Source organism: Deinococcus apachensis DSM 19763, from assembly GCF_000381345.1.
Classification (GTDB): Bacteria; Deinococcota; Deinococci; order Deinococcales; family Deinococcaceae; genus Deinococcus; species Deinococcus apachensis.
Window position 1 is genome coordinate 48,853 of the sequence record NZ_KB906415.1, and the last position, 23,020, is coordinate 71,872.

Below are 23,020 nucleotides of genomic sequence, written 5' to 3' on the forward strand. Positions count from 1 at the left end.
GGCCTACTCCCTGATTCCGCGAACCATCATGGGAACGCCCGTCTGGCACAGCGGGCACCCGTCCGCCGGGAACGTCTGGAAGGGGGCTTCGGTCAGCGTCACCAGTCGCTCGCCGCGGAGAGAGTTTCGGCTGAGCCAGGCACTCACGCCTAGGACCGGATGCTCCTCCCGCCGCAGGAAGGCGAGGACAGCCCGCGAGATCGTGCCCGTGCAGACGAGGTCATCCACGTACACGACCCGCACGCCGGATTCGGGAACGTGCATGCGGTGCCCACTGATGTCCGTGCCCGTGAGGGGATAAGCCACCGGGAGCTGGAGGTGACGGGCCACAAAGGAGGCGAGGACGGCGCCGCAGGCGGGGGCACCGGTCAGCAGTGTTGCCTCTGGAAAAGTGGCCTGGAGAGCCTCGGCCTGCACGGCGGCCACCTCGTCCAGCCCCGCCGGATCGCGCATCAGCTCGCCCTTCTCGATCCCGCCGTCCGCGTGCAGCCATTGCGGAAGACCGTGTGCCCCCGCCGCAACGCACCGCGTTCTGCCAGCAATTCCAGGAGGTCCACCCTCACCCGTCCAGCCGCTGCACGCTGCTGCCCGCCACGCTCTTGGTGACGATCAGACGGCTGGGCAGCCGCTCGGACAGGCTCTCGACGTGTGTCACCACGCCGACCATGCGGCCCTGCGTCCGCAGGTTCTCCAGCGCGTTCGCCACCGCCTCCAGCGCCTGTGGGTCCAGGGTGCCGAAGCCCTCGTCCAGGAAGAGGGCCCCCAGAATCTTGTTCCCCGCCAGGTAGTCACTCAGCGCGATGGCGAGCGAGAGGCTGGCGAGGAAGGTCTCGCCGCCGGATAAGGTCTTGACTGCCCGCGTCTCGCCCGCGTTCCAGAGGTCCTGCACGACGTACTCCCCGTCCTCCAGCGCCAGGCGGTAGCGCCCGTCGCTGATCTCGTGCAGCAGCGTGCCCGCGCCCGTGAGGAGTTGCGCCTCGACCTCCGCCAGAAGGTACTGCTGGAACTCGTTCGCCCGCAGGGTGTTCGCCAGTGTCTGCCAGGTGTCGAGCCGCGCGGCGAGGTCCTTCGCCTGGGTCTCGATCTCGGCCTTGCGGGTCAGCCGTTCGCGGGCGCTGCGCTCCTGCTCGGCGAGGCGCCCGGCCCGCTCGCGCGCCCCACTCAGCGCCGCGTCCGTGGCGATCAGGTCGCGCTCGGCCTGCCGGAGCTGCGCGGGATCGAAGGGCTCCACCCCGAGCTGGCGCTCCAGTTCCGCGAGCTGTGCCCGGAGCTGCTCGACCTGCGCGGCGTGGGTCCGTGCCGCCTGCTCCAGCGCGGCGATGTCGGCCTCCGGCAGCGCGGCGGCGCGGGCCTGGGCAGCGTCGAGGCCAAGGGTGGCGAGCGCGCCGTCCAGCGCCTCCTGGGCCTCCCTCGCCTCCTGCGCCCGGCCCCCGGCTGCGGTACGCGCGGAGTTCAGGGTCGCGCTCGCCGCCGCATGGGCACTTTGTGCTCGGGCGAGGGCGGCTTGTGCCTCGCTCAGCCTTGACCGGACGGCCTTGACCTCCGCGAGCAACCTTGCCCGTTCCCGCGCCGGGTCTGGTCCAGCCGTCCGCACCTGCCTCGCCAGGCCCGCCAGCAGCCGCAGGGCGAGGTCATGGGGGTCACCCGTGATGTTGCCCTCCAGCTTTCGCAGGTCGGCCTCCCGCCCCTTCAGCGCCTCCTCCCAGTCGGCGACCTCGGCGCGTTTGGCCTCGATGGCCTTCTTGCGCGCGGCGAGTTCGGCCTTGAGTTCCAGATAGCGTGTGCGGCGCTCGGTCAACGTGCGGTCGAGGGCCGTGACGCGCGCCTCCAGCTCCTCCAGGTTGACGGCGGGAGCGGCGGGCAGCGCCCTCACCGGCTGCTCGCACAGGGGGCAGGGCTGGCCGAGGTGCAGGTGGGGGCGATAGGCGGCCAGACCGGCCTGTTCCCTCGCCGCCGTCAGTTCGCCCTTGGCCGCATCTAGTTGGGCCTTGGCCTCCTTACCCTCGCGCTCCACCCGGCCCCATTCCAGCGTCTGGTCGGCCTGAAGTTGCTCGTCGGCGGCGAGGCGGCCCCTTTGCGCGGCCAGGCCCGTCTTCTCCGTCTCCAGTTGGACCCGCTCGCGGCGCAGGGTGTCGAGCTTCTGGGCGGCCTCCCGCGCGGCGAAGTGGGCGTCCTCGTCCCAGGGCAGGGGAGAGGCGTGAGTGGTCTGGGGCGTGCCCCCCGCGCGTTTCAGGCGGGCCGCGTCCGCCTCGGCCTCGCGCAGCGTCTCTGCCCGGGCTTCAAGGTCGGGGATGCGAGTCTCGGCCTCCTGCACGGCGGCCAGGGTGACTTCCGCCGCCTGAACAGCGCGCCGGGCCTGGGCCTCTGCCTCCCCGGCGCGCCGGGCCTCCTCCGCCTCCCGGGTCGCCGCGATACGTGCCCGCTCGGCCGAGTCGAGCAGGGGCAGGACACCCGCCACCCGCCGCGCCCGCTCAGCCCGCCGCGCCCCCTCCCGGACGCCCTCGGCCCGGCTTTCTAACGTGGTCAGGCGCCGCCGGGTGTCCTCCCGGGCGCTCCACACCCGCTCCAGACCTTGCAGGCGGTTGACCTGCCCCTGCAACCTCTCCCGCGTGTCCGTCAGCCGCTCGGCCTCCCCGTCCACGGCCTCCCGCTCGGCGCGCAGGGCTTTGATGGCCTCGGGGGAGACCTGGGCGTACTCGCCGTCCAGCAGCGCGTGGAGGCTCCCCAGCGTGTGCTTGTACTCCCGCGCCCGGTCCCCCGCGAAGGCATGCATGGCCTTGACGTGTTCCAGCCCCATCAGCTCGCCCAGCAGCGCCTGCCGCTCCTTGCCGGTCCCGTGCAGCAGCCGCGAGAACTCTCCCTGCGGCAGCAGCACGCTCCGGGCGAAGGTCCTGAAATCCAGCCCCACCGCGCGGCGGATGCGGTCGTTCACCGCCTTCGTGCCCCCGTCGCTGAGGTTCACCCAGCGCTCGCCCTCGCGCCGCTCCAGCCGCACCTCGTTCTCGGCCTGCCGCCGCCCTTTGGAGCGCGCGACCCGGTACGTCTCGTCCCCGACCTCGAAGGTCAGGCTGACGGACAGACCCCGCTCGCCCTGCGAAATCAGCGCGTCTAGCCCGGTGCCGCCCAGCCGCGGCGTGTTCCCGTACAGCGCGAAGGTCATCGCGTCCAGCAGGCTCGACTTGCCGCTGCCCGTCGGCCCCACCAGCGCGAACAGCTCCAGGTCGCCGAAATCGAGTGCCACGAACTGCCGGAAGGCGGTGAAGCCCTGGACCTCGAGCTTGAGAGGCCTCACGCCACCACCTCTTCTTCCGCCTGCCCCCGCGCCGCCTCGTCGGCCTCCCGGAAGGCGGCGCGCAGGTCGGCGGGCAACTCGCCCCGGCGCTCCTGGTGGAAGCGCTCGTACAGCTCGGTCAGGCTCAGGCCCTCGCGCTTGAGGCTGGGCAGCGCGAGGTCGTCCTGCACCGCGTCGAGTTCGACGGCCAGCGTGTTCGGCACCAGGCGCAGCACCCGGTCCTTCAACCCCGGCAGGGCGGTGCCCGAGGGCGCCTGCACGACCACCTTCACCAGTCCGGTAAAACTCGTGAGGGAGCCGAGACGCGACTCCACCTGCTCCAGCCCCACCCGCACTGTCCGCAACTCTCGCCCGCTGCTCAGCGGAATGGGGGTGACGCGGGCCGGGCGCCCGACCTCCACCTCGACCAGATTGACCTGCTTCTTCTCGCCGCCCTCGCCGAAGTCGAGCTGGATGACCGAGCCGGGGTAGTGGGCGAGCGGCATCTCGCTCGACTTCTGCGGCTTGTGGACGTGCCCCAGCGCCACGTACTGCGCCCCCGCCGGAAGTTGCAAGGGCGAGAGGGTGTAGGCGTTCATCAGGTCGAACTGCATGGTGCGCTCGGAGCCGCTGGGCACGGCACCGTCCATCGTCGCGTGGGCCATCAGCATGTTCACGCTGTCCCCCCGGAAGCCCTCGGCCACCCGTCGCAGGAAAAAGCCCATTCCCTCGCGGTACTTCTGGCGCCAAGCGCCCACGTCGCCGCCCATAACGTCCGCCGCCTTCACCAGCCGCCGCTCGGACAGGAAGGGGAGGGCACCGACCGTCAGCCGCTCGCCGCCCCGCGTCTCGACCGTGCGGATCAGGTCGAGCGGATTGGCCGTGGGCTGCGCGACGAGTTGCACGCCCACCCACCCCAGCAGGCCCGCCAGCCCGTGCAGCCGTGCCGCAGAATCATGGTTCCCCGCGATCGCCACCGCCGGAATTCCCGCGTCGCGCAGCCGCAGGAAGAAGTCGAAGACGGCTCCTTCCGCCTCTGCCGAGGGGTTCACGGTGTCGAACAGGTCACCGGAAATGAGGACGGCGTCGGCCCGCTCACTCCTCGCCAGCCCCGCGATTTCGACGAGCGCCTCGTGAACCTCCGGCGTCCTATCAAAGCCCCTCAGATTCCGCCCGGCGTGGAAATCCGCCGTGTGAAGTACGCGCATGACGGAAAAATATAACATGGGGACGGGGTTGGCGGCGCACCGCGACTCCATGCCTCCCCTCCTGCACGGCCCCCTCCGCCCGGAGGACGACCTGCGGACCGAGGTCGAATCCGAGTTCCGGCGAGAGCATGTCGGCGGCTATGGGTACGGCCTGCACGGCGAGTCCCACGAGGAGGACGGGACGAGTGTGGCGCAGAGCCGCATCATCACGTTCGTGGTGATGCGGCTCTGCGACCTCTGCGACTACCGGGAGCGTTGGCTAGGCTCCTCGCAGTTCAAGCTTCACATTCCCGAGTGCCCCAGCTTCTTCTACCCGGATTTGGCGGTTTACCCCACGCCGAACGTGCAGGAGTGGTATGACGTTCCCCCCTCTTCCTGCTGGAGGTGATTGAGCCGCGCTCCAGCTTCGTGGACCGGTGCGTGAAGTACCACGCCTCCACCGCTCTCCCCAGCCTGCAAACGTACCTGATCGCCGAACAACACGAGCGCCACGTGTCCCTCTGCGGGCGCGAGGGCGGCGAGTGGGTCCTCACCGGGTACGAGGGTCAGGGCGTGATTCCGCTCCCCCGCCTGAACACGTCCATCTCGCTGGACGAGATTTATGCTGGCGTGTTCTGTCCCGCTACTCCATGCGCCCCCTTTCCAGGGGAGTAGCTCGCGGGGAAAGCTGGCGCATGCCTGATCCCCGCGCCGCACCGACGAGCCTCTGGAACCGCAACTTCCTGATCTGGTGGCTGGGGAGCGCGCAGAGTGCGTTGGGGAGTGCGCTGGCCGGAATCGCCACCAGCTTCCTGGTGCTGCACCAGACAGGCAGCGCGGGCGCAATGGGCGTGAATCTGGCGCTCTCACTGCTGCCCGCACTGCTCTCGCCCCTGTTCGGCACGCTGATGGACCGCCTGCCCGTGAGGCTTCCTCTGGTCGTCGGCAACCTGCTGCGCGCGGCGCTGCAACTCGGGGTGGGGCTCGCGGCCCTGCGCGGGCACGTGCCGCTGGAAGTCCTGCACGCGGTCGCCTTCCTCACCGGCCTGGTGGGCGCGTTCTATGGCCCGGCGAGCATGGGCGTGACCCCCCGGCTGGTGCCTCCTTCCGAATTGCAGCGGGCGGGTGGGCTGATGCAGGGCACTTCGCAGACCATGAACATGGTCGGGCTGGTGGGTGGGGGCCTCTTCGTCGCCCACTTCGGCAGCGGCGCGGCCCTGGTGTTCGATGGCGCGACGTTTCTGCTGTTCGGCCTGCTGCTGACCCTGGTGCGCTTTCCCACCGGGCGGGCGAAGGCGGCAGCGGAAACCTTCTGGCAGTCCTTCACCGGCGGACTAGGGTATGTCCGGGGCAGCGCCATGCTCGTGGGCCTGCCGCTGATCGCCCTGCTGATCAACGCCTCCTTCGCCCCCCTGGAAATGCTGTTGCCAAAGCGGATGATCGCGCTGGAAGCCGGGGCTGCCGGATACGGGCTGTTTTGGGGACTCGAACTCGCGGGAATAGCCCTGGGCAGCTTCGGGATCGCCTGGCTGGGGGAGAGGGTCAACCCTCGCCGCCTGAGCGTCCTGGGCCTGGCCGGGCTGGGCGCGGTGGTCGTCGCCCTCTCGCTCGCCGCGTCGCCTGGGCCGATGTATGCGCTGGCGGCCTTGATGGGTTTGACGAGCGCGATGACGAACCTCAGCATCAGCGTCCTCTTCCAGAAGCGGGTGGACCCGGTGTACTACGGGCGAGTCGGAAGCCTGCTCGGCATGGTGGGGATGGCGGGGCAGCCCCTCACGCTGCTGCTCCTCGCGCCGGTCGCCGACCGGGTGCCCATCTCGCTGGTATTTGCGGTGGCGGGAGTGGTCACGCTGCTGGGCGCTGTGGTGTGGGAGGCAGTGCTGAGGCGGGAGCCCGCCTCTATCCCTCCTCCAGCCGTCCCGGCGTGAGCAGCAGGCCCAGAAGGCAGGGCTCCGCCCCAGGGTCGTGGCTTTCCTGCTCGGCCACCCAGGCCCTCAGCTCCCGCAGCCGCCGGGAGAGTTCCTTCAGGACTTCGGGTTTCAGGTTGACCTGCGTGAACAGGCCGTAGCCCGACAGGTTCTCCTCCGTCCTTCCTGAGGGGGCCACGTACAGGCTGGGCTGGCCCTGCGCGTCCAGCCGGAAGAAAACGTCGTGCTCGGCTCCCCGCCCAAAGGTTCGCCCGTACTCCCCCGCCGCCGCGCGGGCATAGGCCGTCATGAAGGGCCGCTGGAGAGTCCCGATCAGCTCGGCCATCGTCGCTGAATCGGTCAGCCCGAACGGCACCTGAAAGCCCCGAGCAACCGCGCGGTAGAGCTTGACGGGCCGCCCTCCGCGCCGCCGCTCCCCGCACACCTCCACCAAGTCCGCCCTCACCAGGCGCGTCAGGCGGTGGTGCGCCTGCTTGACGCTCAGGCCCACCGCCCGCGCCACCTCGCCCGCGCTGGCCTCGCACCTCATCACTTCGCCCAGAACGTCGAAGTAGCCGAGGTCGAGCAGCAGCCGCGCCTGCTCGGGCGTCTGCACCACGAATTCCGGGGAGGACAGGGTGGTCACGTTCCCAGCATGATGCACACGGCCCCGCTATCCTGCCCCATATGCCCGCCGCTCCTGCCCCCGAGCCCATCCGCGTCACGGGCGGCGTGAACAAGGTCCGCTTCCGCGCCGAGAGCGGCTTCACCGTCATGACCGCTAAGATCCGCAACGCCGAGGGTGAGGACCCCGACGCCACCGTCATCGGCGTGATGCCCCCCCTGGAGGCTGGGGACACCTTCAGCGCCGACGTGCTGATGGAGGAGCACCGCGAGTACGGCTACCAGTACCGCGTGCTCAACATGGTGCTGGAAGCCCAGCCCACCGACCTGACGGAAGAAGGCGTCGCCGCTTACCTGGAGGCCCGGGTGGGGGGCGTGGGCAAGGTCCTGGCTGGCCGCATCGCCAGGATGTTCGGCCCAGCCACCTTCGACGTGCTGGAAGGGGAGCCGGACAAACTCCTCCAGGTGCCCGGCGTCACGCAGAGCACCCTGCACAAGATGACGGCGAGCTGGAGTCAGCAGGGGCTGGAACGCCGCCTGCTGGCTGGATTGCAGGGCCTCGGACTCTCCATCTCCCAGGCGCAGCGGGCCGTGAAACATTTCGGGGAGGCGGCGCTCGAACGCCTGACAGCTGACCTCTTCGCCCTGACGGAGGTCGAGGGCATCGGCTTCCTGACCGCCGACAAGCTGTGGAGTACCCAGGGTCTCCCGAATGACGATCCACGCCGCCTGACCGCCGCCGCCGTCTACGCCCTTCAGCAGGCTGGGCAGCAGGCTGGGCACAGTTTCTTGCCGCGTGATCGAGCCGAGCGGGGCGTGGCCCACTACACCCGCGTCACCCCGGAGCAGGCGAGGCTGGCCGTCGAAACGGCCGTCGAATTCGGCCGCCTCTCCGACGACCCCACCCCGGATGGCAAGTCCCGCATCTACCTCCCTCACGTCCTGCGCGCGGAGAAAAAGCTCGCGCAGCTTATCCGCACCCTGCTCGCCACGCCGCCCGGGGGGGACGAGTGGATGGTTCCGGCAGGAGCGGCCAAAGGACTGTCCGGGGAACAGGCGCAGGTGCTCGACCTGCTCGAAGACCACCGCCTCGTCGTGCTGACGGGGGGGCCGGGCACGGGCAAGAGCACGACCACCCGGGCCGTTGCCGACCTCGCGGAAAAACTCGGACTGGAGGTCGGCCTCTGTGCCCCCACGGGCAAGGCCGCGCGCCGTCTGGGAGAGGTGACCGGCCGCCCCGCCTCCACCATCCACCGCCTGCTCGGCTACGGACCGGCGGGCTTCCGGCACAACCACCTCGAACCCGCGCCGTATGACTTGCTGATCGTGGACGAGGTGAGCATGTGCGGTGACGGGTTGATGCTCTCGCTACTCTCCGCCGTGCCGCCCGGAGCACGGGTTCTACTGGTGGGCGACACCGACCAGCTTCCCCCGGTGGACGCCGGGCTGCCCCTCCACGCCCTCACGGCCACGGCCCCAACCGTTCGCCTGACCACCGTGTACCGCCAGGCTGCCGAGAACCCCATCATCCGTGCCGCCCACGGCCTGCTGCACGGCCAGTCGCCGGAGTGGGGGGACCGCCGCCTGAACCTCACCGAGACGGAGCCCGATGTCGGCGCCCGCCGCGTGGCCCTGATGGTGCGCGAACTCGGCGGCCCGACCCAGGTCCAGGTTCTCACCCCCATGCGAAAAGGTCCGCTCGGCGTCGAGATGCTCAACCACCACCTCCAGTCCCTCTTCAACCCGGGTGAGGGCGGCATCCGCATCGCGGACAGCGAGGCCCGGCCCGGCGACGTGGTCGTGCAGACGAAGAACGACTACACCAACGAGATCTTCAACGGCACACTGGGCACGGTCCTCAAGGCCGAGGGCGGGCGCCTCACCGTGGACTTCGACGGCAACGTGGTGGAACTCGTGGGCGCCGAACTCTTCAACCTCCAGCTCGGCTACGCCCTGACCGTCCACCGGGCGCAGGGGAGCGAGTGGCCCACGGTGCTGGGCGTGCTGCACGAGGCGCACATGCCCATGCTCTCGCGCAACCTCGCCTACACCGCCCTGACGCGCGCCCGCGAACGCTTCTTCGCGGCGGGCTCGGCGAGTGCCTGGAGCAAGGCCGCCGTCCGTCAGCGCGAGGAGCGCAACACGGCGCTGCTGGAGCGGGTGCGGGCGCGGTAGGGAGGATGGGGATCAGCTCCCCTTTTCCCCCGCACGCTCTGCTATCCTCTAATCCCGGAGGCCGAGCGCCCCGGTTTTTCTTTTTGGCCCTCTCTGGGGTCAGGCGCTCGTGTTCAGACATGAAATACATCTTCGTGACGGGCGGCGTGGTGAGCAGCCTCGGCAAGGGCGTGGCGAGCGCCAGCCTGGGTGCTCTGCTGCGGGCGCGCGGTTACAAAGTGACGGCGGTCAAGATCGACCCCTACATCAACATTGACGCGGGGACCATGCGGCCCTACGAGCACGGCGAGGTCTTCGTGACGGCCAGCGGCGCCGAGACGGACCTCGACATCGGCAACTACGAGCGCTTCCTCGACCTCGACATTCCGCCGGGCAGCAACATCACGACCGGGCAGGTGTACCTAGAGGTCATTCGCCGCGAGCGGGCCGGGGACTACCTCTCGCAGACGGTGCAGGTCATCCCCCACGTGACCGACGAGATCAAGCGCCGCATCCGCGCGGCGGGCGAGAACGCGGGGGCGGAGATCGTCCTGATCGAGGTCGGCGGCACGGTGGGTGACATCGAGAGCCTGCCCTTCCTGGAAGCCATCCGGCAGTTCAGGTTCGACGAGGGCGACGAGAACGTCCTCTCCATCCACCTCACCCTGGTGCCGTATCTGGGCACCTCGAACGAGTTCAAGACCAAGCCCACCCAGCACTCGGTTGCGGAACTGCGCTCGGTGGGCATCAGCCCCGACATAGTGATGGTGCGGTCCAAGGAGAAGCTGCCGCCCGACATCACCCGCAAGATCGCGCTGTTCACCTCGGTGCGCGAGAACCGGGTCTTCTCCTCCTACGACGTGGGGCACGTGTACGAGCTGCCCCTCGCGCTGGAGGAGCAGGGGCTGGGCAAGGCGGTCGAGGACCTGCTCGCTCTGGAGCGCACCCACCCCAACCTGGGCGTGTGGCAGAACGCCGTGCGGGTCATCAAGCATCCGCAGCGGGAGGTCACCATCGCGCTGGCGGGCAAGTACACCCAGATGCCCGACGCCTACCTCAGCCTGCTCGAATCGCTGACGCACGCCGGAATCGCCAACGACGCCCGGGTAAACATCAAGTGGGTGAACGCCGAGGAACTGACCGAGGGCGACCTGGAGGCGCAACTCGGGGACGTGGACGGAATCCTGGTCCCGGGCGGCTTCGGCATTCGCGGCATTGAGGGCAAGATTCGCGCCGCCGAGTACGCACGCACCCGCGGGGTGCCGTACCTGGGCATCTGCCTGGGGATGCAGATAGCCGTGATCGAGTACGCCCGGCACGTCGCGGGTCTGACCGGCGCCAACTCCGCCGAGTTCGACCCCTACTCGCCCCACAAGGTGATCGACCTGATGCCCGAGCAACTGGAGGTCGAGGGGATGGGCGGCACCATGCGGCTGGGCGACTGGCCGATGGAGCTGCGCGCCGGGACGCGGATCGCTGAGCTGTACGGCGTCCCGGCGGGCGGCACCGTCAAGGAGCGCCACCGCCACCGTTATGAGGTCAACCCGGCGTACGTGGAGCAGCTTCAGGACGCGGGCCTGCTCATCAGCGGCGTGACGCCCGGCGTGGCGGGACGGGGCGCGGGGCTGGTCGAGAGCATCGAGATTCCCGGCCACCCCTTCTTCGTGGCGCTCCAGGCGCACCCCGAGTTCAAGAGCCGCCCGATGAGGCCCAGCCCACCCTTCGCGGGGTTCGTGGCGGCGGCGCTGGGGAGTGGTCAGCGGTCAGTGGTGGGCAGTCAGCCGGAGAGGGCCGGAGCGTAAACGCTCAAGACGGCGGGAAAAGCCTCAGCGAGTGCTGGGGCTTTTCTCTTGCTGGTCGCTGATCGCGGACCCCTGAATGTCGAGCCCCGCCAGCGCCGCGTCCACCTGCGCCCCCAGCGCAGCGAGATCACCGCTGTTGTCCAGCACGACCGTCGCCCGCCGCCGTTTCTCCGCACCGGGCATCTGCCGTGCGTCCCTCGCCAGCACCTCCTCGGCCGTCAAGCCGCTGCGACGGGTCACCCTTGCCACCCGCACGTCCAGCGGGGCGTCCACGACCAGAACGGCGTCCATCTGCGCCTCCAGGCCGCCCTCGAAGAGCAGGGGCACGTCCTGCACGATCCATTCCTCGCCGCGGGCCGCCGCTGCCTGCTCCAGGGCCAGCATTTGCGCCCGGACGCGCGGGTGAATGATCGCGTTCAGCACGGCCAGCCGGGCGGGCTCGCCGAACACCGCCGCCGCGAGCGCGGCCCGGTCGAGTTGGCTGTCCCGCACCACACCGGGAAAGGCCGCCTCGATCTCAGCGAGGACAGCCGGGTCATGCGTCACCTCGCGCGCCTGCTCGTCGGCATCGAGGACGGTCAGGCCTCGCGCCCGCAGCAGGCCAGCGACGGTGCTCTTGCCCGCGCCGATGCTGCCGGTCAGGCCCAGACGGCGAGGGCGGGCGGGGGCTGACGGGGTGGACACGCCGCCCAGTGTAGGGGGTGAATGGGGGAAAGGGCAGGCCAGCCTCTGGCGCCCGGAGAATATGCCTTGCCGGTTCTCCCCGGTAGACGTCGAGGCGGGGGTCAGGAAAGGGGGAATCCGGCACCCATCAGAAGTCCGTCAAACCGCGCGCTTACCTTGCTTCCATGCCCTTTTCCGCCCGCCGTGGGACGCGCCCTGGCCTCTCACTGGGACTTCACCCCGCCGCCAGCCCCCTTGCCTATGCTGTCCACGTAATCCACAGCGTGCTGGACTGCGGCTTGCACCCCCTGTGGCGCGGTGTTAGCCTCACCCCGGAGGTTTCTGAGTGAAACGACGTACCCTCGGCCTGCTCCTCGCGGCAGCCACCCTGATGAGCGCGGCCGCGCAGACGCAACCGACGGCTCCGGCCACCCCGGCCACCGCTCAGCCTGCGGCCCCCACCACGCCCGGCACGACCGCTCCGGCCGCCACTCCCGCTGCCCCGACCCGTCCGGCCGCCAACTATGTGGCGCTGGGGGTCTTCTACTACGAGCAGGGCAAGTTCGACGAGGCCTACGTGGCATTCCGCGCCGCGACGGAAATCGACCCCAAGAACACCGAGGCGCTGCTTGGCCTGGGGCGCGCGCAGGTCAAGCTGCGGCTGTACGGCCCGGCCATCGAGACGTTGCGGCGCCTGACCCTGCTCGACCCGAGCAATGTCAGCGGGTACATCGCGCTGGCGCAGGCGTACCAGCAGCAGTACGTGGGGTCGAGCGACCGGGCGGCCGTGGCGGGCAACCTCGCGGCCGCCCAGAAGGTGCTCACCGACGCCGAGACGGTCGCGCAGGCCCAGACGGGGGACGGCAAGAACCTCAGCCTCAGCAAGATCTGGAACGAGCGCGGCTACGTCTACAAGCTCCAGGGCGACGCGGGCCGGGCCATCGACGCCTTCAAGCAGGCCTCGACCCTCAACCCCGACAACGACGTGATCCTCTTTAACCTGGGGGACATGTACTACGCGACCGGTAACCTGATGGCCGCGCTGAACAGCCTTCAACAGGCGGTGATCGCCGACCCGCGCGACGCCTACAACCGCGCGTACTATGCCAAGCTGCTCGCCCTGAGCGGCAACGTCGCTGCCGCCAAGCCGGAGGCCGCCCAGGCCGCCCGCTTGGCCCCCACGAACGCCTACGCGGTCGGCCAGTACGGGGTGGTGAGCTACCTCAGCCGTGACGCCGCCACCGCCCGCGCCCAGCTCACCCAGGCGATCAAGCTCGACCCGCTGCGGTACCCCGAGTTCTACTACTACCTGGGCCGCCTGGACTTGGACGCCGGGAACCTTCAGTCCGCCCGGGAGAACCTGACGCGCGCCGCCGCCCTGGGCAGCACGACCGCCGAGTACGCCTACTACCTGGGCCTGAGCTACGAGCGCGGGGTGGGCGTCGTCGCCCCCGACCGCCTCAAGGCCCGCGAGAACTACGAGCGGGCGCTCAAGCTCAGCCCGAACTACGCGCTCGCCCGCGAGGGCCTGTCGCGCGTGCGCTGACCCTTTCACGCTTTCCGGCGGCTTCCTCCTGAACTGGAGGGAGCCGTTTTGTTCGCCCTGCCCGCCTGAATGTTCCCTAAAGCTCGGCAGTTCGTCTGTGGCTCGCCGGGCGCGAGTAAGATGAGCGCCGATGCTGCTCTCATCCAGGGGGATGAGGAACGCGGCCCGAAAGGAGCATTCCATGGCGTACCAGTTGCCGAACCTGCCCTACCCGGAAGACGCGCTTGAGCCCCACATTGACGCGCGCACCATGAACATCCACCGCACCAAGCACCACCAGACCTACGTGGACAACGCGAACAAGGCGCTGGAGGGCACGGAGTTCGCGGATATGCCCGTCGAGCAGCTTATCCAGCAGCTCGATCAAGTCCCGAGCGACAAGAACACCGTTCTTCGGAACAACGCGGGCGGCCACGCCAATCACAGCCTCTTCTGGACGGTCATGACGCCGAACGGCCAGGGCCAGCCCACCGGCGAACTTGCCCAGGCCATTGACCAGGCGTTCGGTTCCTTCGACGCCTTCAAGCAGAAGTTCGAGGACGCGGCCAAGACGCGCTTCGGCTCGGGCTGGGCGTGGCTCGTGGTGCAGCCCGGGGGGCAACTCGCCGTCGTCTCCACCGCCAACCAGGACAACCCGCTGATGGGCGAGGCGATTGCGGGCGCGAGCGGCACGCCGATTCTGGGCGTGGACGTGTGGGAGCACGCCTACTACCTGAACTACCAGAACCGCCGTCCCGACTACCTGGCGGCCTTCTGGAACGTGGTCAACTGGGACGAGGTGGCCCGGCGCTACCAGCAGGCGCGGGCGCAGTAAGGACAACCAAGGAGAGCGCCCCCAGCCGGACATGCTGGGGGCGCTCTTTGTTGGAAGTTAAACGACAGCCCGACGTGCGGCCCTTGCCCGCAGGATGGGCGGCAGGATGAGCGCGAGCGCCACGACAATCAGAATAAAGGCCGTGAGCGGCTGCCGGGCGAAGATGCCGAAGTCGCCGTTGCTCTGCTGGAGGGCGGTGCGGAACTGCGACTCCGCCGTGGGCCCCAGGATCACGCCGATGATCGCGGGCGTCACCGGAAAGTCGAAGCGGCGCATCCCGTACCCGATCACGCCGAAGAGGGCCAGGAGGAACAGATCGAACACGCTGTTGTTCAGCGAGTACACACCGACCGTCGAGAACACCAGGATTCCGGCGTACAGGAAGGGGCGTGGGATGAGCAGCAGCCGTGCCCAGACCGGCGCGAGCGGCAGGTTCAGCGCGAGCAGCATCACGTTCCCGATGTACAGCGAGGCGATCAGGCCCCACACGAGATCGGCGTTCGTCACGAAGAGCAGCGGCCCGGGTTGCAGCCCGTACTGCTGGAAGGCGGCGAGCAGGATCGCGGCGGTCGCACTCGTCGGCAGGCCCAGGGTGAGGAGGGGCACCAGGACTCCGGCGGCCGAGGCGTTGTTCGCCGCCTCCGGCCCGGCCACGCCCTCGATGGCGCCCTTGCCGAACTCCTCGGGGTGCTTCGTCAGCCGCTTTTCCAGGGTGTAGCTCAGGAAGGTGGGGATCTCGGCGCCGCCCGCCGGGATCGCGCCGAAGGGAAAGCCCAGCACCGTGCCGCGCAGCCAGGGCTTCCAACTGCGGCGCCAGTCCTCGCGGTTCATGTGGGCGTTGCCCTCCAGCTTGATGACGCTGGCCTTGTCCTTCCGCAGGCGGCTGGCGACGTAAAGCGTTTCCCCGACCGCGAACAGGCCGATCACGACCGTGATGAAGTCAATGCCGTCGAGCAGTTCCGGGCGGCCCAGCGTGAACCTCGCCTGCCCGCTCTGGAGGTCGGTGCCGACCAGACCGACCGCGAGGCCCAGGAACAGGCTGATCAGGCCACGCAGCGGGCTGCCACCGAACGTCGCGCTGATGGTCACGAACGCGAGCATGATGAGGGCGAACTTGGCGCTGGGAGGAATCTGCACCGCGATGTCCGCGATGGCGGGCGCGGCAAAGGTCAGCAGCGCCGTGCCGATGGTCCCCGCCACGAAGGACCCGATGGCGGCGGTGGCGAGCGCGGCGGCGGCGCGGCCCCGGCGGGCCATCTTGTTGCCCTCCAGCGCGGTGATGATGCTGCTCGACTCGCCCGGTGTGTTCAGCAGGATACTGGTCGTCGAGCCGCCGAACATCCCGCCGTAGTAGATGCCCGCGAACATGATAAAGGCGCTCACCGGGGGCAGCTTGGCCGTGACGGGCAGCAGCAGCGCGACCGTCAGGGCCGGGCCGATGCCGGGCAGCACGCCGACGAGGGTACCCAGCGTGACGCCGATCAGCGCCCACAGCAGGTTGATGGGGGTCAGGGCCGTCTCGAAGCCCGCGAAGAGGGCGGAAAGAGCTTCCATTACACGATCCCCCTCAACACTCCGGGCGGCAGGTTCAGGCCCAGACCGCGGGTGAAGACCTCGTACGTGACGAGCGCCACGAGGAGCGACACCACGAGCATCAGGAGCCAGCGGCGCTCGCCGAACGCCAGGGCCACGGAGAAGTACATGATCGCCGTGCCGATCACGAAGCCCAGGGTGGGCAGCAGCACCGTGCCCAGCAGGAAGCCGCCCAGGACGATTCCGGCGGCCCCCAGGTGGACGGGCGCGTTTGGGTCGGTATCTTCCTCGGCGGCGGGTTCGGCCCGGTCGCCACGCAGGGCGTTCACGGTGAGCAGCACGCCCAGGGCCGTCAGGCCGACGCTCACGATGAGCGGAAAGACGCGCGGGCCGACGACCGCGTTGATGCCGAAGGGAATCTGGTAGGTGCCCAGCAGCAGCAGCAGGCCCAGCACCGTCACCCCCAGGGCGACGAGCAGGTCGGGCACGCTGACGCCGCGCCTGCCCGTGGGCGAGGCCAGGGGCGCGTCAGGGTGGGCGGAGGGCGGAACGTCGTGCATGAAAGACCTCCTCTGGGGGTGTGGACGCCCCCTATTCTGGCGCCCGGAAGCGGGCAAAAGGAGGCGGGGCGGGTGACCTGCTCCCCGCCCCGCCGGGTGCCCCCGCCAGGTTTACTTCACCAGGCCGATGTTTTGCAGAATCTTGCGCGCGCGGCTCTGTTCCAGCTTCAGGAACACGTCGAACTTGCTGCCGCTGAGGTACAGATCGGTCCACTTGCGGGTGTTCAGCGTGTCCTTCCACTCCTTGCTGGCGTGCATCTTGTCGAGCGCGGCGACCAGGGCGGCTTTTTCCGCAGCGCTGATGCCGGGAGGGGCCACGATCCCGCGCCAGTTGGCGAGGTCCACGTTGTAGCCCTGCTCCTTGAAGGTCGGCACCGGAATCCCGGGCTGCCGCTTGGGCGCGCTGATCCCGATGGCTCGTAATTTACCGGCCTTGATCTGCGCCTCGAACTCACCGTACCCGGCCACACCCGCCGCAACCTGGTTACCCAGCACCGCCGCCAGCGTCTCACCGCCGCCGCTGAAGGGCACGTAGTTCATCCGCTTGGGGTCCACGCCCGCCGCCTCCGCGAGCAGGCCGACGAGCATGTGGTCGGTGCCGCCCGCGCTGCCGCCCGCGAACGCCACCCCGCCCGGGTTGGCCTTCCACGCGGCAGCCAGGTCCTTCATCGTCTTGTAGGGACTCCCGGCGGGCACGACCACGACCTCGTACTCGCCGGTCAGGCGGGCGATGGGCGTGACGCGCGAGAGGTCCACCTTGCTGGAGTTGGTCTGGATGGCGCCCACCATCACCAGGCCCATCGTCATGAGCAGGTTGCCCTCGCCCTTGGCGTTGTAGAGCTGCGCGAGACCGATGGTGCCGCCCGCGCCAGGCACGTTGAACACCTGCACGGGCTTGACGATGTTCTCGTTTTGCAGCACGGTCTGGAGCGCGCGGCTGGTCTGGTCCCAGCCGCCGCCGGGGCTGGCGGGCGCCATGATCCGCAGGTTATTCAGACCCTGCGCGGCGGCGAGGGGCGTGAGGAGGGTCAGCAGGGCCAGGGACAGCACGTTCTTCATGGGGCCTCCGGGGGTGCGGGCCGGGCGTCCGGCCGGGTGGGTTGGGAGATCAGAACTTCCCCAGGCTACTTCCCACTCGGCCCGGTTGCAAGAAATTTCTCCGTCTGTGACGTACTTTTTCTTGAGCATTATTTACAAGCGTGAACGCAACGCACGCAACGGCGGGTCGAGCCGGAGTCCTCCTACAATGGGACGAAGCTCATGTCCCCCTCCTCACACCTGCGGGGCCGGTCGCGGCCGGGGTTGCAGGGCCGCCTGGTGCGCCTGCACCTGCTCGTGCTGTGCGCGATGACGCTGGTACTTGCTGGCGTGCAGACCGCCACACTGTACGGGGAGGCGCGCGAGCGGCTGGGCGAGCGCGCAATCACCACGAGCCGCCTGGTGGCGCGGCTGCCATCGGTGATGGAGGGGGCGTCGGCGGGCTTGCCCAATCCGGCCCTGAACGCGCAGATCAACGCCCTGCGGGACGAGGCAGAGGCCGACTTCATCGTGGTGGGGAACCGCGGGGGCATCCGGCTGACCCACCCCGTTCCCGAGCGGCTGGGGCAGCCGATGGAGGGCGGCGACAACGTGGGGCCGCTGGCCGGGCGCGAGGTCGTGAGCGTGGCGCGCGGCAGCCTGGGACTGAGTGTGCGGGGCAAGGTGCCGGTGTGGCAGTCCGGCCGGGTGGTCGGGGTGGTCAGCACCGGTTACCTGATGCCGCAGGCCTGGCATCTGGTGACGCAGGCGCTGCTGAACCTGGTGCCCTGGTTCCTGCTGGCGCTGGGGCTGGGCACGGTCGGCGCCGTCTGGGCTGCTCGGCGATTGCGGGCCGAAATTCTGAACCTGGAACCCGAGCAGATCACGGCGCTCGTGGGCCAGCACCGGGCGGTTCTCGCGGCGCTGCGTGAGGGGGTGATCGCGGTGGATCGGCATGGCCTGGTGACCCTCGCCAGCGACCGCGCCGCCGAGGCGCTGCCCGCCGCCCGGGTTCCCTTCCTCCTGGCCCCCGCGTGGCCGGAACTCGCGGGGCACCTGGCCGTCACCGGGGTTACCCGGCAGCAGAACGTGGAACTCACCCTGCGTGACCAGCCGGTTCTGGTGAACGTCGAGCCGCTGGAGGGCGGGGGCTTCGTCGCCTCCTTCCGTGACAGGGCGGAGGCGCTGGCCCTGGCCGATGAACTCACCCACGCCCGCGGCTTCGTGGACGTGCTGCGCGCCCAGACGCACGAGTACCAGAACCGGTTGCACGTCCTCTCCGGCCTGCTGCAACTGGACCGCCCCCAGGAGGCGCTGCGGGTCCTGAACGCCGAGATCGAGCAGGGGGCGCAGTTCCGCCAGCTCCTGCGCGACGTGCAGGTGCCGCGGCTGGTCGCCCTGCTCGCGGGCAAGCGGGAGAGAGCCCAGGAACTCGGCATCGACTTTCAGGTCGCGCCGGAAAGCTGCCTCTCCGCGGCCTGGGAACGGCACGCGGACACCCTGGTCACCGCCGTGGGCAACCTCACCGAGAACGCCTTCGAGGCGCTGGCAGGCCAGCCCGGCACCGTCACCGTCCTGATCGGCGAGGACCCCGAGGGGGCGCAGATCGAGGTGGAGGATTCTGGCCCCGGCGTGCCTCCCGGAGTCGCCGCCCGGCTCTTCACGCGCGGGGCGAGCAGCAAGGGCGAGGGGCGGGGGTACGGCCTCGCGGGAGTCCATGCCCGGGTGCTGGCCCTGGGCGGCGAGATCCGGTACGCGCGCCGGGGCAGCCACACAGTCTTTCAGGTGAACCTGCCCCCACCCGCCCTGTCCCCCCTGCTGGAGCGCGCATGACCCGCGTGCGCGTGCTGCTCGTGGAGGACGACCTGCGGGTGGCCCGGGTGAACCGCGACCTGCTGGAGCGTGACCCGGACGTGCATGTGGTGGGCAGCGCCGCCACGCTGGCGCAGGCGGACGCGCTCGCGCAGGCCCTCGTGCCCGACCTGATCCTGCTCGACGTGCATCTGCCCGACGGGAGCGGGCTGGGGCTGCTGCGGCACTGGCGGGCGCAGGGCCGCACGACCGACGTGGCGCTGATCACCGCCGCCGACGATGAGGCGAGCGTGCGGACGGCGCTGGCGCAGGGCGCCTTCGACTACCTCATCAAGCCGTTCACGGGAGCGCGGCTGGCTGAGGTGATCGCCCGGCACCGGGCCCGCCGTACTCCACGTGGCACCCTCGACCAGTCCCACCTCGACCGCCTGCTGGGCGTGAGCGGGAACACGCCCGAGCCTCTGCCGCGCGGCATTGACCCGCACACGCTGGAACGAGTCGCAGCCGTGCTGGAGGGGGCTGGGAGCGCCCTGAGTGCTGAGGAGGTCGGGGACCGCGCGCACCTGTCGCGGGTGACAGCCTGGCGCTATCTGGAACACCTTGTCCGGGTGGGGCGCGCCAGCCTGGATCACCAGTATGGCCTCGCTGGGCGGCCCGCCAAGCTGTACCGGGCACGGGGTTTAACGGAAGGGGAGATGGTTTAGCCCTTCTCCAGCTCGATCCGGGTTTGGTGGGTCAGGTCCTGCTCGCTGGCTGGGCGTTCCCGCTTGGAGAGCGGTTGGGCTGCGCATAGGGCGGTTGTTGCGGATGAGGGCAGGGGGGAGCAGCGCTGCGCTAGGCAAGGGGCTCGCCTACCTCGCCGGTGGACGCCTTTCTCAACGCGCAAGGTTTGATCTTGCTGTACTCCCCGTCGCTCGCCCACGGTCTCACTGCGCGAGCAAGGCGGGGTGAAGGCCGTGCGAGGGCAAGCTGCATGCGGGAGTCGGCCGTCTACAGGAGACGGTTTTCAAAAGCTTTAGCGCTTTTCCTCCTCCCCCTTTTGGGGAGGCTGGGTGGGGAGTAACAAGTGCAGCTCGTCCTCTATGGAACGGCAGAAGCTTCTCCCGCCCCGCTTCTCATTGCGCATCAAGTCTTTGTGGGGAGGCTGGGACTCGCGAAGCTACTTGCAAAGGGGGTGACGAGCACCGCTCATCCCTCTACCAGACGATGAACCTGCTCCTATGGCCTGCCATGCGGTAAAGGCGTTTGCGGGAGAGCTTGCCCCTCCTGCGTGGGCGAACCGACAGTCCTGATCCTCAAGAACGGGTGAACATGCCGGGGTGCCGCCGGGACGCCCGTCTACGTGCCCCGCTGGTACGGTGACCTCGTAAACATTCTTCGTCTCCTTCCGCCCGCTCCCGCGTGCTGCGGACTCTGGGTTGGCCGGTACGGCTCCTCCTGCACTGCTCGACGAGCCGCCAGCACCTCGGTTTTCCTTCTTCCTCTGCTCCTCGAGTCGGCCAGGTTTCCCAGTTCCTGCAAAACGGTTCAACTGAAATCCCTGTGAGGTCGTCATGGGTCCCGATGTTCTTGACCTGTCCCGCTTTCAGTTCGCCTCGACCAGCATCTTCCACTTCTTCTTCGTGTCGCTGACCGTGGGGCTGGCCTTTCTGATCGCGGTGATGGAAACCATCGCGTTCGTGCGGAAAGACCGCGCGCACATCTATGGCAACATGACGAACTTCTTCGGGCACCTGTTCCTGATCAACTTCGCCGTGGGCGTGGTGACGGGCATTGTGCAGGAGTTTCAGTTCGGCATGAACTGGAGCCAGTATTCCAAGTTCGTGGGCAACATCTTCGGCGTGCCACTCGCGCTGGAGGTGTTGATGGCCTTTTTCCTGGAGAGCACCTTTATCGCCCTGTGGTGGTTCGGGAAGGACCGCTTGCGGCCTGCTCTCCGGCTCGCCAGCATCTGGCTCGTCGCCATCGGCACCCAGATCAGCGCCTTCTGGATCGTGCTGGCGAACGGCTGGATGCACCACCCCGTCGGGTACGAGGTCGTGGGCGATCAGGCGTTCCTGACGAGCTTTTCGCAGGTCGTCTTCAACTACAAGGCGTGGCTGTACTTTCTCCATGTGCAGGGCTCGGCGTGGTCGGTGGCGGCCTTTCTGGTGCTGGGGATCAGCGCGTACCACCTGTTGAGGAAGCAGGACGTGGAGGTGTTCTCGCGTTCGCTGCGGATCGGCCTGGTGTTCGCCGTCATCGGGTCTGTCTTCTCCGCCACCAGTGGGCACCGGGCCGCGCAGGTCGCGCGTTACGACCAGCCCATGAAGTTCGCCGCGATGGAGGCGCAGTGGGAGACCTCGACCTCGCCCGCCCCGTGGTCGGCGGTCGCCATTATCAACGAGAAGGAGCAGCGGAACACCTTCAACGTGGAGATCCCGTACCTGGGCTCGCTGCTCGCCTACAACCGCCTGACCGGCAATTACGAGGGCCTGATCCCCCTCCAGGAGCGGTACGAGCGCGAACTCGGCCCTGGCAACTACATCCCGCCCGTCACCTGGGTGTACTGGAACTTCCGCATCATGGTCGGGATCGGGATGCTGATGCTGCTCGCCGCGTTCGGGGGCGCGTTCCTGTGGTGGCGCAGGCGCGACCGGTTGAACGACACCCGCTGGTATCTGCGCGCCCTGCTCTTCACCATCCCGCTGCCCTGGATCGCCAACTTCTGCGGCTGGATCACCACCGAGATGGGCCGCCAGCCCTTCATGGTGTACGGCCTGCTCACGACCGTCGAGGGGGTGAGCGCCAACTCCTACGGCGAGGTTCTGGTCGGGCTGATCGGGCTGTGGATCGTCTACCTCGCCCTGATCGGCCTGGACATCTACCTGCTGGCCGTGACCGCCCGCGCGGGCATCCACCACAAGCCCGAGGCGCAGATGTCGGCGGCCCCCGCCCCCAATTACGCGGGAGAGGGTTTCCAGGGCTACGAGCGGAGGAACTGAGATGAGGGGTTAGCGATCAGCAGTCAGAAAGGACATCTTTCCCTTCTCTTTCTGATGGCTGACCGCTGACGGCCACCCTCTCCCCACCCGAGGAGGTTGAACCACCCTATGGACCTCGTGACCCTCTGGTTCTGGCTGATCGCGCTGACCTTCACCCTGTACTTCTTCCTGGAGGGCTTCGACTTCGGGGTGGACATCCTGCGGCCCTTCCTGGCGAAAAACGAGGCGGAGGAACGGGCGCTGGTGGGCACCATCGGCCCCTTCTGGGACGGCAACGAGGTCTGGGCCATCGCGGCGGCGGGGGTGATGTTCTCCACCTTCCCAGTGTGGTACGGGACCCTGTTCTCCGGCCTGTACCCGGTCTTTGTCATCATCCTGCTCTCGCTGCTGATGCGTGGCGTGTCCTTCGAGTACCGCAACCAGGTGGACCAGCAACGGTGGCGCTCCTTCTGGGACTGGATGTCGTTCCTGGGCAGCCTGGTCCCCTCGTTCTTCTGGGGCCTCACGATGGCGAAGCTGATCGAGGGTCTGCCCATCAATGCGGATGAGCGGGTGCTGGGCGGCTTCGCCGAGGTCTTCACCCCCTTCTCGGTCGTGGGCGGCCTGGCGACGACGCTGCTGTTCATGTTGCACGGGGCTAACTTCCTGCTCCTGCGGCTGCACAAGGACACGGAGCTGTATAACCGTGCCCGCGCCGCCGCCCTCTTCTGGGGCGCGCTCGCCACGGTCGCCATCCTCGCCTTCGTGTTCATGGGCTACGTGACCGAGGGGCTGTTCAACTCCTTCGGCGTGGTGCCGTGGCTCTTCCCGGTCGCCGCCGCGCTCACTCTGGGAAGCATCTGGTACGGGCTGACGAGGCGCCGGGACGTGCTCGCCTTCCTGATGAGCAGCCTGACCATCGTGTTTTCCACCGTCACGATCTTTATCGCGCTGTACACCCGTCAGGTCGTGCTGCCCTCGACCCTCAACCCCGAGTACAGCCTGGGGCTGCGGGAGAGTGCCAGCCAGCCCTACACCCTGGTGCTGATGACCTGGGTGGGCGCCATCTTCCTGCCGCTGATCATCGGATATCAGGTCTGGAACTACTACATCTTCCGCGAGCGCGTCCGGCCCGACGAGGGCGGCCTGAACAAGGGGTACGACTGA

At 68.8% G+C, this 23,020-nt stretch carries 19 protein-coding genes; 11 read left to right on the plus strand and 8 right to left on the minus strand.

The features are described from left to right. Nucleotides 1–3: 3 nt before the first annotated feature. The 3 genes from F784_RS0118680 to F784_RS0118690 form a co-directional block, all read right to left on the minus strand. On the minus strand, nucleotides 4–453 hold the full coding sequence (locus F784_RS0118680; RefSeq protein WP_019588251.1) for a type I phosphoribosyltransferase: 450 nt from the start codon (nucleotides 451–453) through the stop codon (nucleotides 4–6). Nucleotides 454–559: 106 nt separating this feature from the next. Then, a complete protein-coding gene (locus F784_RS0118685; protein WP_019588252.1) occupies nucleotides 560–3,292 on the minus strand; it encodes an AAA family ATPase in 2,733 nt (910 codons plus the stop codon). After that, nucleotides 3,289–4,479 (minus strand): metallophosphoesterase family protein, encoded by a 1,191-nt coding sequence (locus F784_RS0118690; protein ID WP_040383564.1) that lies wholly within the window; start codon nucleotides 4,477–4,479, stop codon nucleotides 3,289–3,291. Before F784_RS0118690 ends, F784_RS0118685 begins: the two co-directional genes overlap by 4 nt. Here F784_RS0118690 and F784_RS0118695 point away from each other — a divergent pair. The 3 genes from F784_RS0118695 to F784_RS0118705 are packed head-to-tail and all read left to right on the plus strand — an operon-like array spanning nucleotide 4,478 to nucleotide 6,386. Continuing rightward, the gene (locus F784_RS0118695; RefSeq protein WP_157465364.1) at nucleotides 4,478–4,867 is read left to right on the plus strand and encodes a hypothetical protein; all 390 of its coding nucleotides are present in this window, start codon (nucleotides 4,478–4,480) and stop codon (nucleotides 4,865–4,867) included. The genes F784_RS0118690 and F784_RS0118695 overlap by 2 nt on opposite strands. Further along, complete coding sequence (locus tag F784_RS0118700) at nucleotides 4,864–5,133, plus strand: hypothetical protein (protein ID WP_019588255.1); 270 nt, start codon at nucleotides 4,864–4,866, stop codon at nucleotides 5,131–5,133. Before F784_RS0118695 ends, F784_RS0118700 begins: the two co-directional genes overlap by 4 nt. Before the next feature lie 20 nt (nucleotides 5,134–5,153). Further along, entirely contained in the window at nucleotides 5,154–6,386 is a 1,233-nt protein-coding gene (locus F784_RS0118705) for an MFS transporter (RefSeq protein WP_019588256.1), read from the plus strand. Here F784_RS0118705 and F784_RS24880 read toward each other — a convergent pair. After that, on the minus strand, nucleotides 6,358–7,011 hold the full coding sequence (locus tag F784_RS24880) for a helix-turn-helix domain-containing protein (RefSeq protein WP_019588257.1): 654 nt from the start codon (nucleotides 7,009–7,011) through the stop codon (nucleotides 6,358–6,360). The genes F784_RS0118705 and F784_RS24880 overlap by 29 nt on opposite strands. A 41-nt stretch (nucleotides 7,012–7,052) precedes the next feature. Between F784_RS24880 and recD2 the strand changes: the two genes are divergently transcribed. Then, nucleotides 7,053–9,164, plus strand: a complete 2,112-nt coding sequence (recD2, locus tag F784_RS0118715) for an SF1B family DNA helicase RecD2 (protein ID WP_019588258.1) — start codon at nucleotides 7,053–7,055, stop codon at nucleotides 9,162–9,164. Nucleotides 9,165–9,283: 119 nt separating this feature from the next. Continuing rightward, complete coding sequence (locus F784_RS0118720; RefSeq protein WP_019588259.1) at nucleotides 9,284–10,945, plus strand: CTP synthase; 1,662 nt, start codon at nucleotides 9,284–9,286, stop codon at nucleotides 10,943–10,945. A 24-nt stretch (nucleotides 10,946–10,969) separates the two neighbouring features. On the opposite strand, the gene coaE is transcribed toward F784_RS0118720, so the two are convergent. Beyond that, nucleotides 10,970–11,629, minus strand: a complete 660-nt coding sequence (gene coaE, locus F784_RS0118725; RefSeq protein ID WP_019588260.1) for a dephospho-CoA kinase — start codon at nucleotides 11,627–11,629, stop codon at nucleotides 10,970–10,972. 325 nt (nucleotides 11,630–11,954) lie between these two features. On the opposite strand from coaE, the gene F784_RS0118730 reads away from it, so the two are divergent. Together F784_RS0118730 and sodA are read left to right on the plus strand one after the other, a co-directional pair. Then, entirely contained in the window at nucleotides 11,955–13,154 is a 1,200-nt protein-coding gene (locus tag F784_RS0118730) for a tetratricopeptide repeat protein (RefSeq protein ID WP_019588261.1), read from the plus strand. A 181-nt stretch (nucleotides 13,155–13,335) separates the two neighbouring features. Continuing rightward, nucleotides 13,336–13,968, plus strand: coding sequence for a superoxide dismutase [Mn] (sodA, locus tag F784_RS0118735; protein WP_019588262.1), 633 nt, complete (start codon nucleotides 13,336–13,338; stop codon nucleotides 13,966–13,968). Nucleotides 13,969–14,025: 57 nt separating this feature from the next. Here the strand turns inward: sodA and F784_RS0118740 are convergent, their stop codons facing one another. From F784_RS0118740 to F784_RS0118750, 3 genes are all read right to left on the minus strand, one after another. Then, the gene (locus F784_RS0118740; protein ID WP_019588263.1) at nucleotides 14,026–15,522 is read right to left on the minus strand and encodes a tripartite tricarboxylate transporter permease; all 1,497 of its coding nucleotides are present in this window, start codon (nucleotides 15,520–15,522) and stop codon (nucleotides 14,026–14,028) included. After that, nucleotides 15,522–16,061, minus strand: coding sequence for a tripartite tricarboxylate transporter TctB family protein (locus tag F784_RS0118745; RefSeq protein WP_019588264.1), 540 nt, complete (start codon nucleotides 16,059–16,061; stop codon nucleotides 15,522–15,524). The genes F784_RS0118740 and F784_RS0118745 overlap by 1 nt, the downstream gene beginning before the upstream one ends. A gap of 111 nt (nucleotides 16,062–16,172) precedes the next feature. Continuing rightward, a complete protein-coding gene (locus tag F784_RS0118750; protein ID WP_019588265.1) occupies nucleotides 16,173–17,120 on the minus strand; it encodes a Bug family tripartite tricarboxylate transporter substrate binding protein in 948 nt (315 codons plus the stop codon). A gap of 201 nt (nucleotides 17,121–17,321) precedes the next feature. On the opposite strand from F784_RS0118750, the gene F784_RS0118755 reads away from it, so the two are divergent. The 4 genes from F784_RS0118755 to cydB all read left to right on the plus strand — a co-directional run bounded on the left by F784_RS0118755 (nucleotide 17,322) and on the right by cydB (nucleotide 23,020). Next, nucleotides 17,322–18,911 (plus strand): ATP-binding protein, encoded by a 1,590-nt coding sequence (locus F784_RS0118755; protein ID WP_019588266.1) that lies wholly within the window; start codon nucleotides 17,322–17,324, stop codon nucleotides 18,909–18,911. Beyond that, the gene (locus tag F784_RS0118760; protein WP_019588267.1) at nucleotides 18,908–19,594 is read left to right on the plus strand and encodes a response regulator; all 687 of its coding nucleotides are present in this window, start codon (nucleotides 18,908–18,910) and stop codon (nucleotides 19,592–19,594) included. The genes F784_RS0118755 and F784_RS0118760 overlap by 4 nt, the downstream gene beginning before the upstream one ends. An 849-nt stretch (nucleotides 19,595–20,443) precedes the next feature. Continuing rightward, nucleotides 20,444–21,874: a cytochrome ubiquinol oxidase subunit I gene (locus F784_RS0118765; protein ID WP_019588268.1), complete on the plus strand. Its 1,431-nt coding sequence runs from the start codon at nucleotides 20,444–20,446 to the stop codon at nucleotides 21,872–21,874. 108 nt (nucleotides 21,875–21,982) lie between these two features. After that, nucleotides 21,983–23,020 carry a cytochrome d ubiquinol oxidase subunit II gene (cydB, locus tag F784_RS0118770; protein ID WP_019588269.1) on the plus strand — a complete coding sequence of 346 codons (1,038 nt, stop codon included), beginning with the start codon at nucleotides 21,983–21,985 and terminating at the stop codon, nucleotides 23,018–23,020.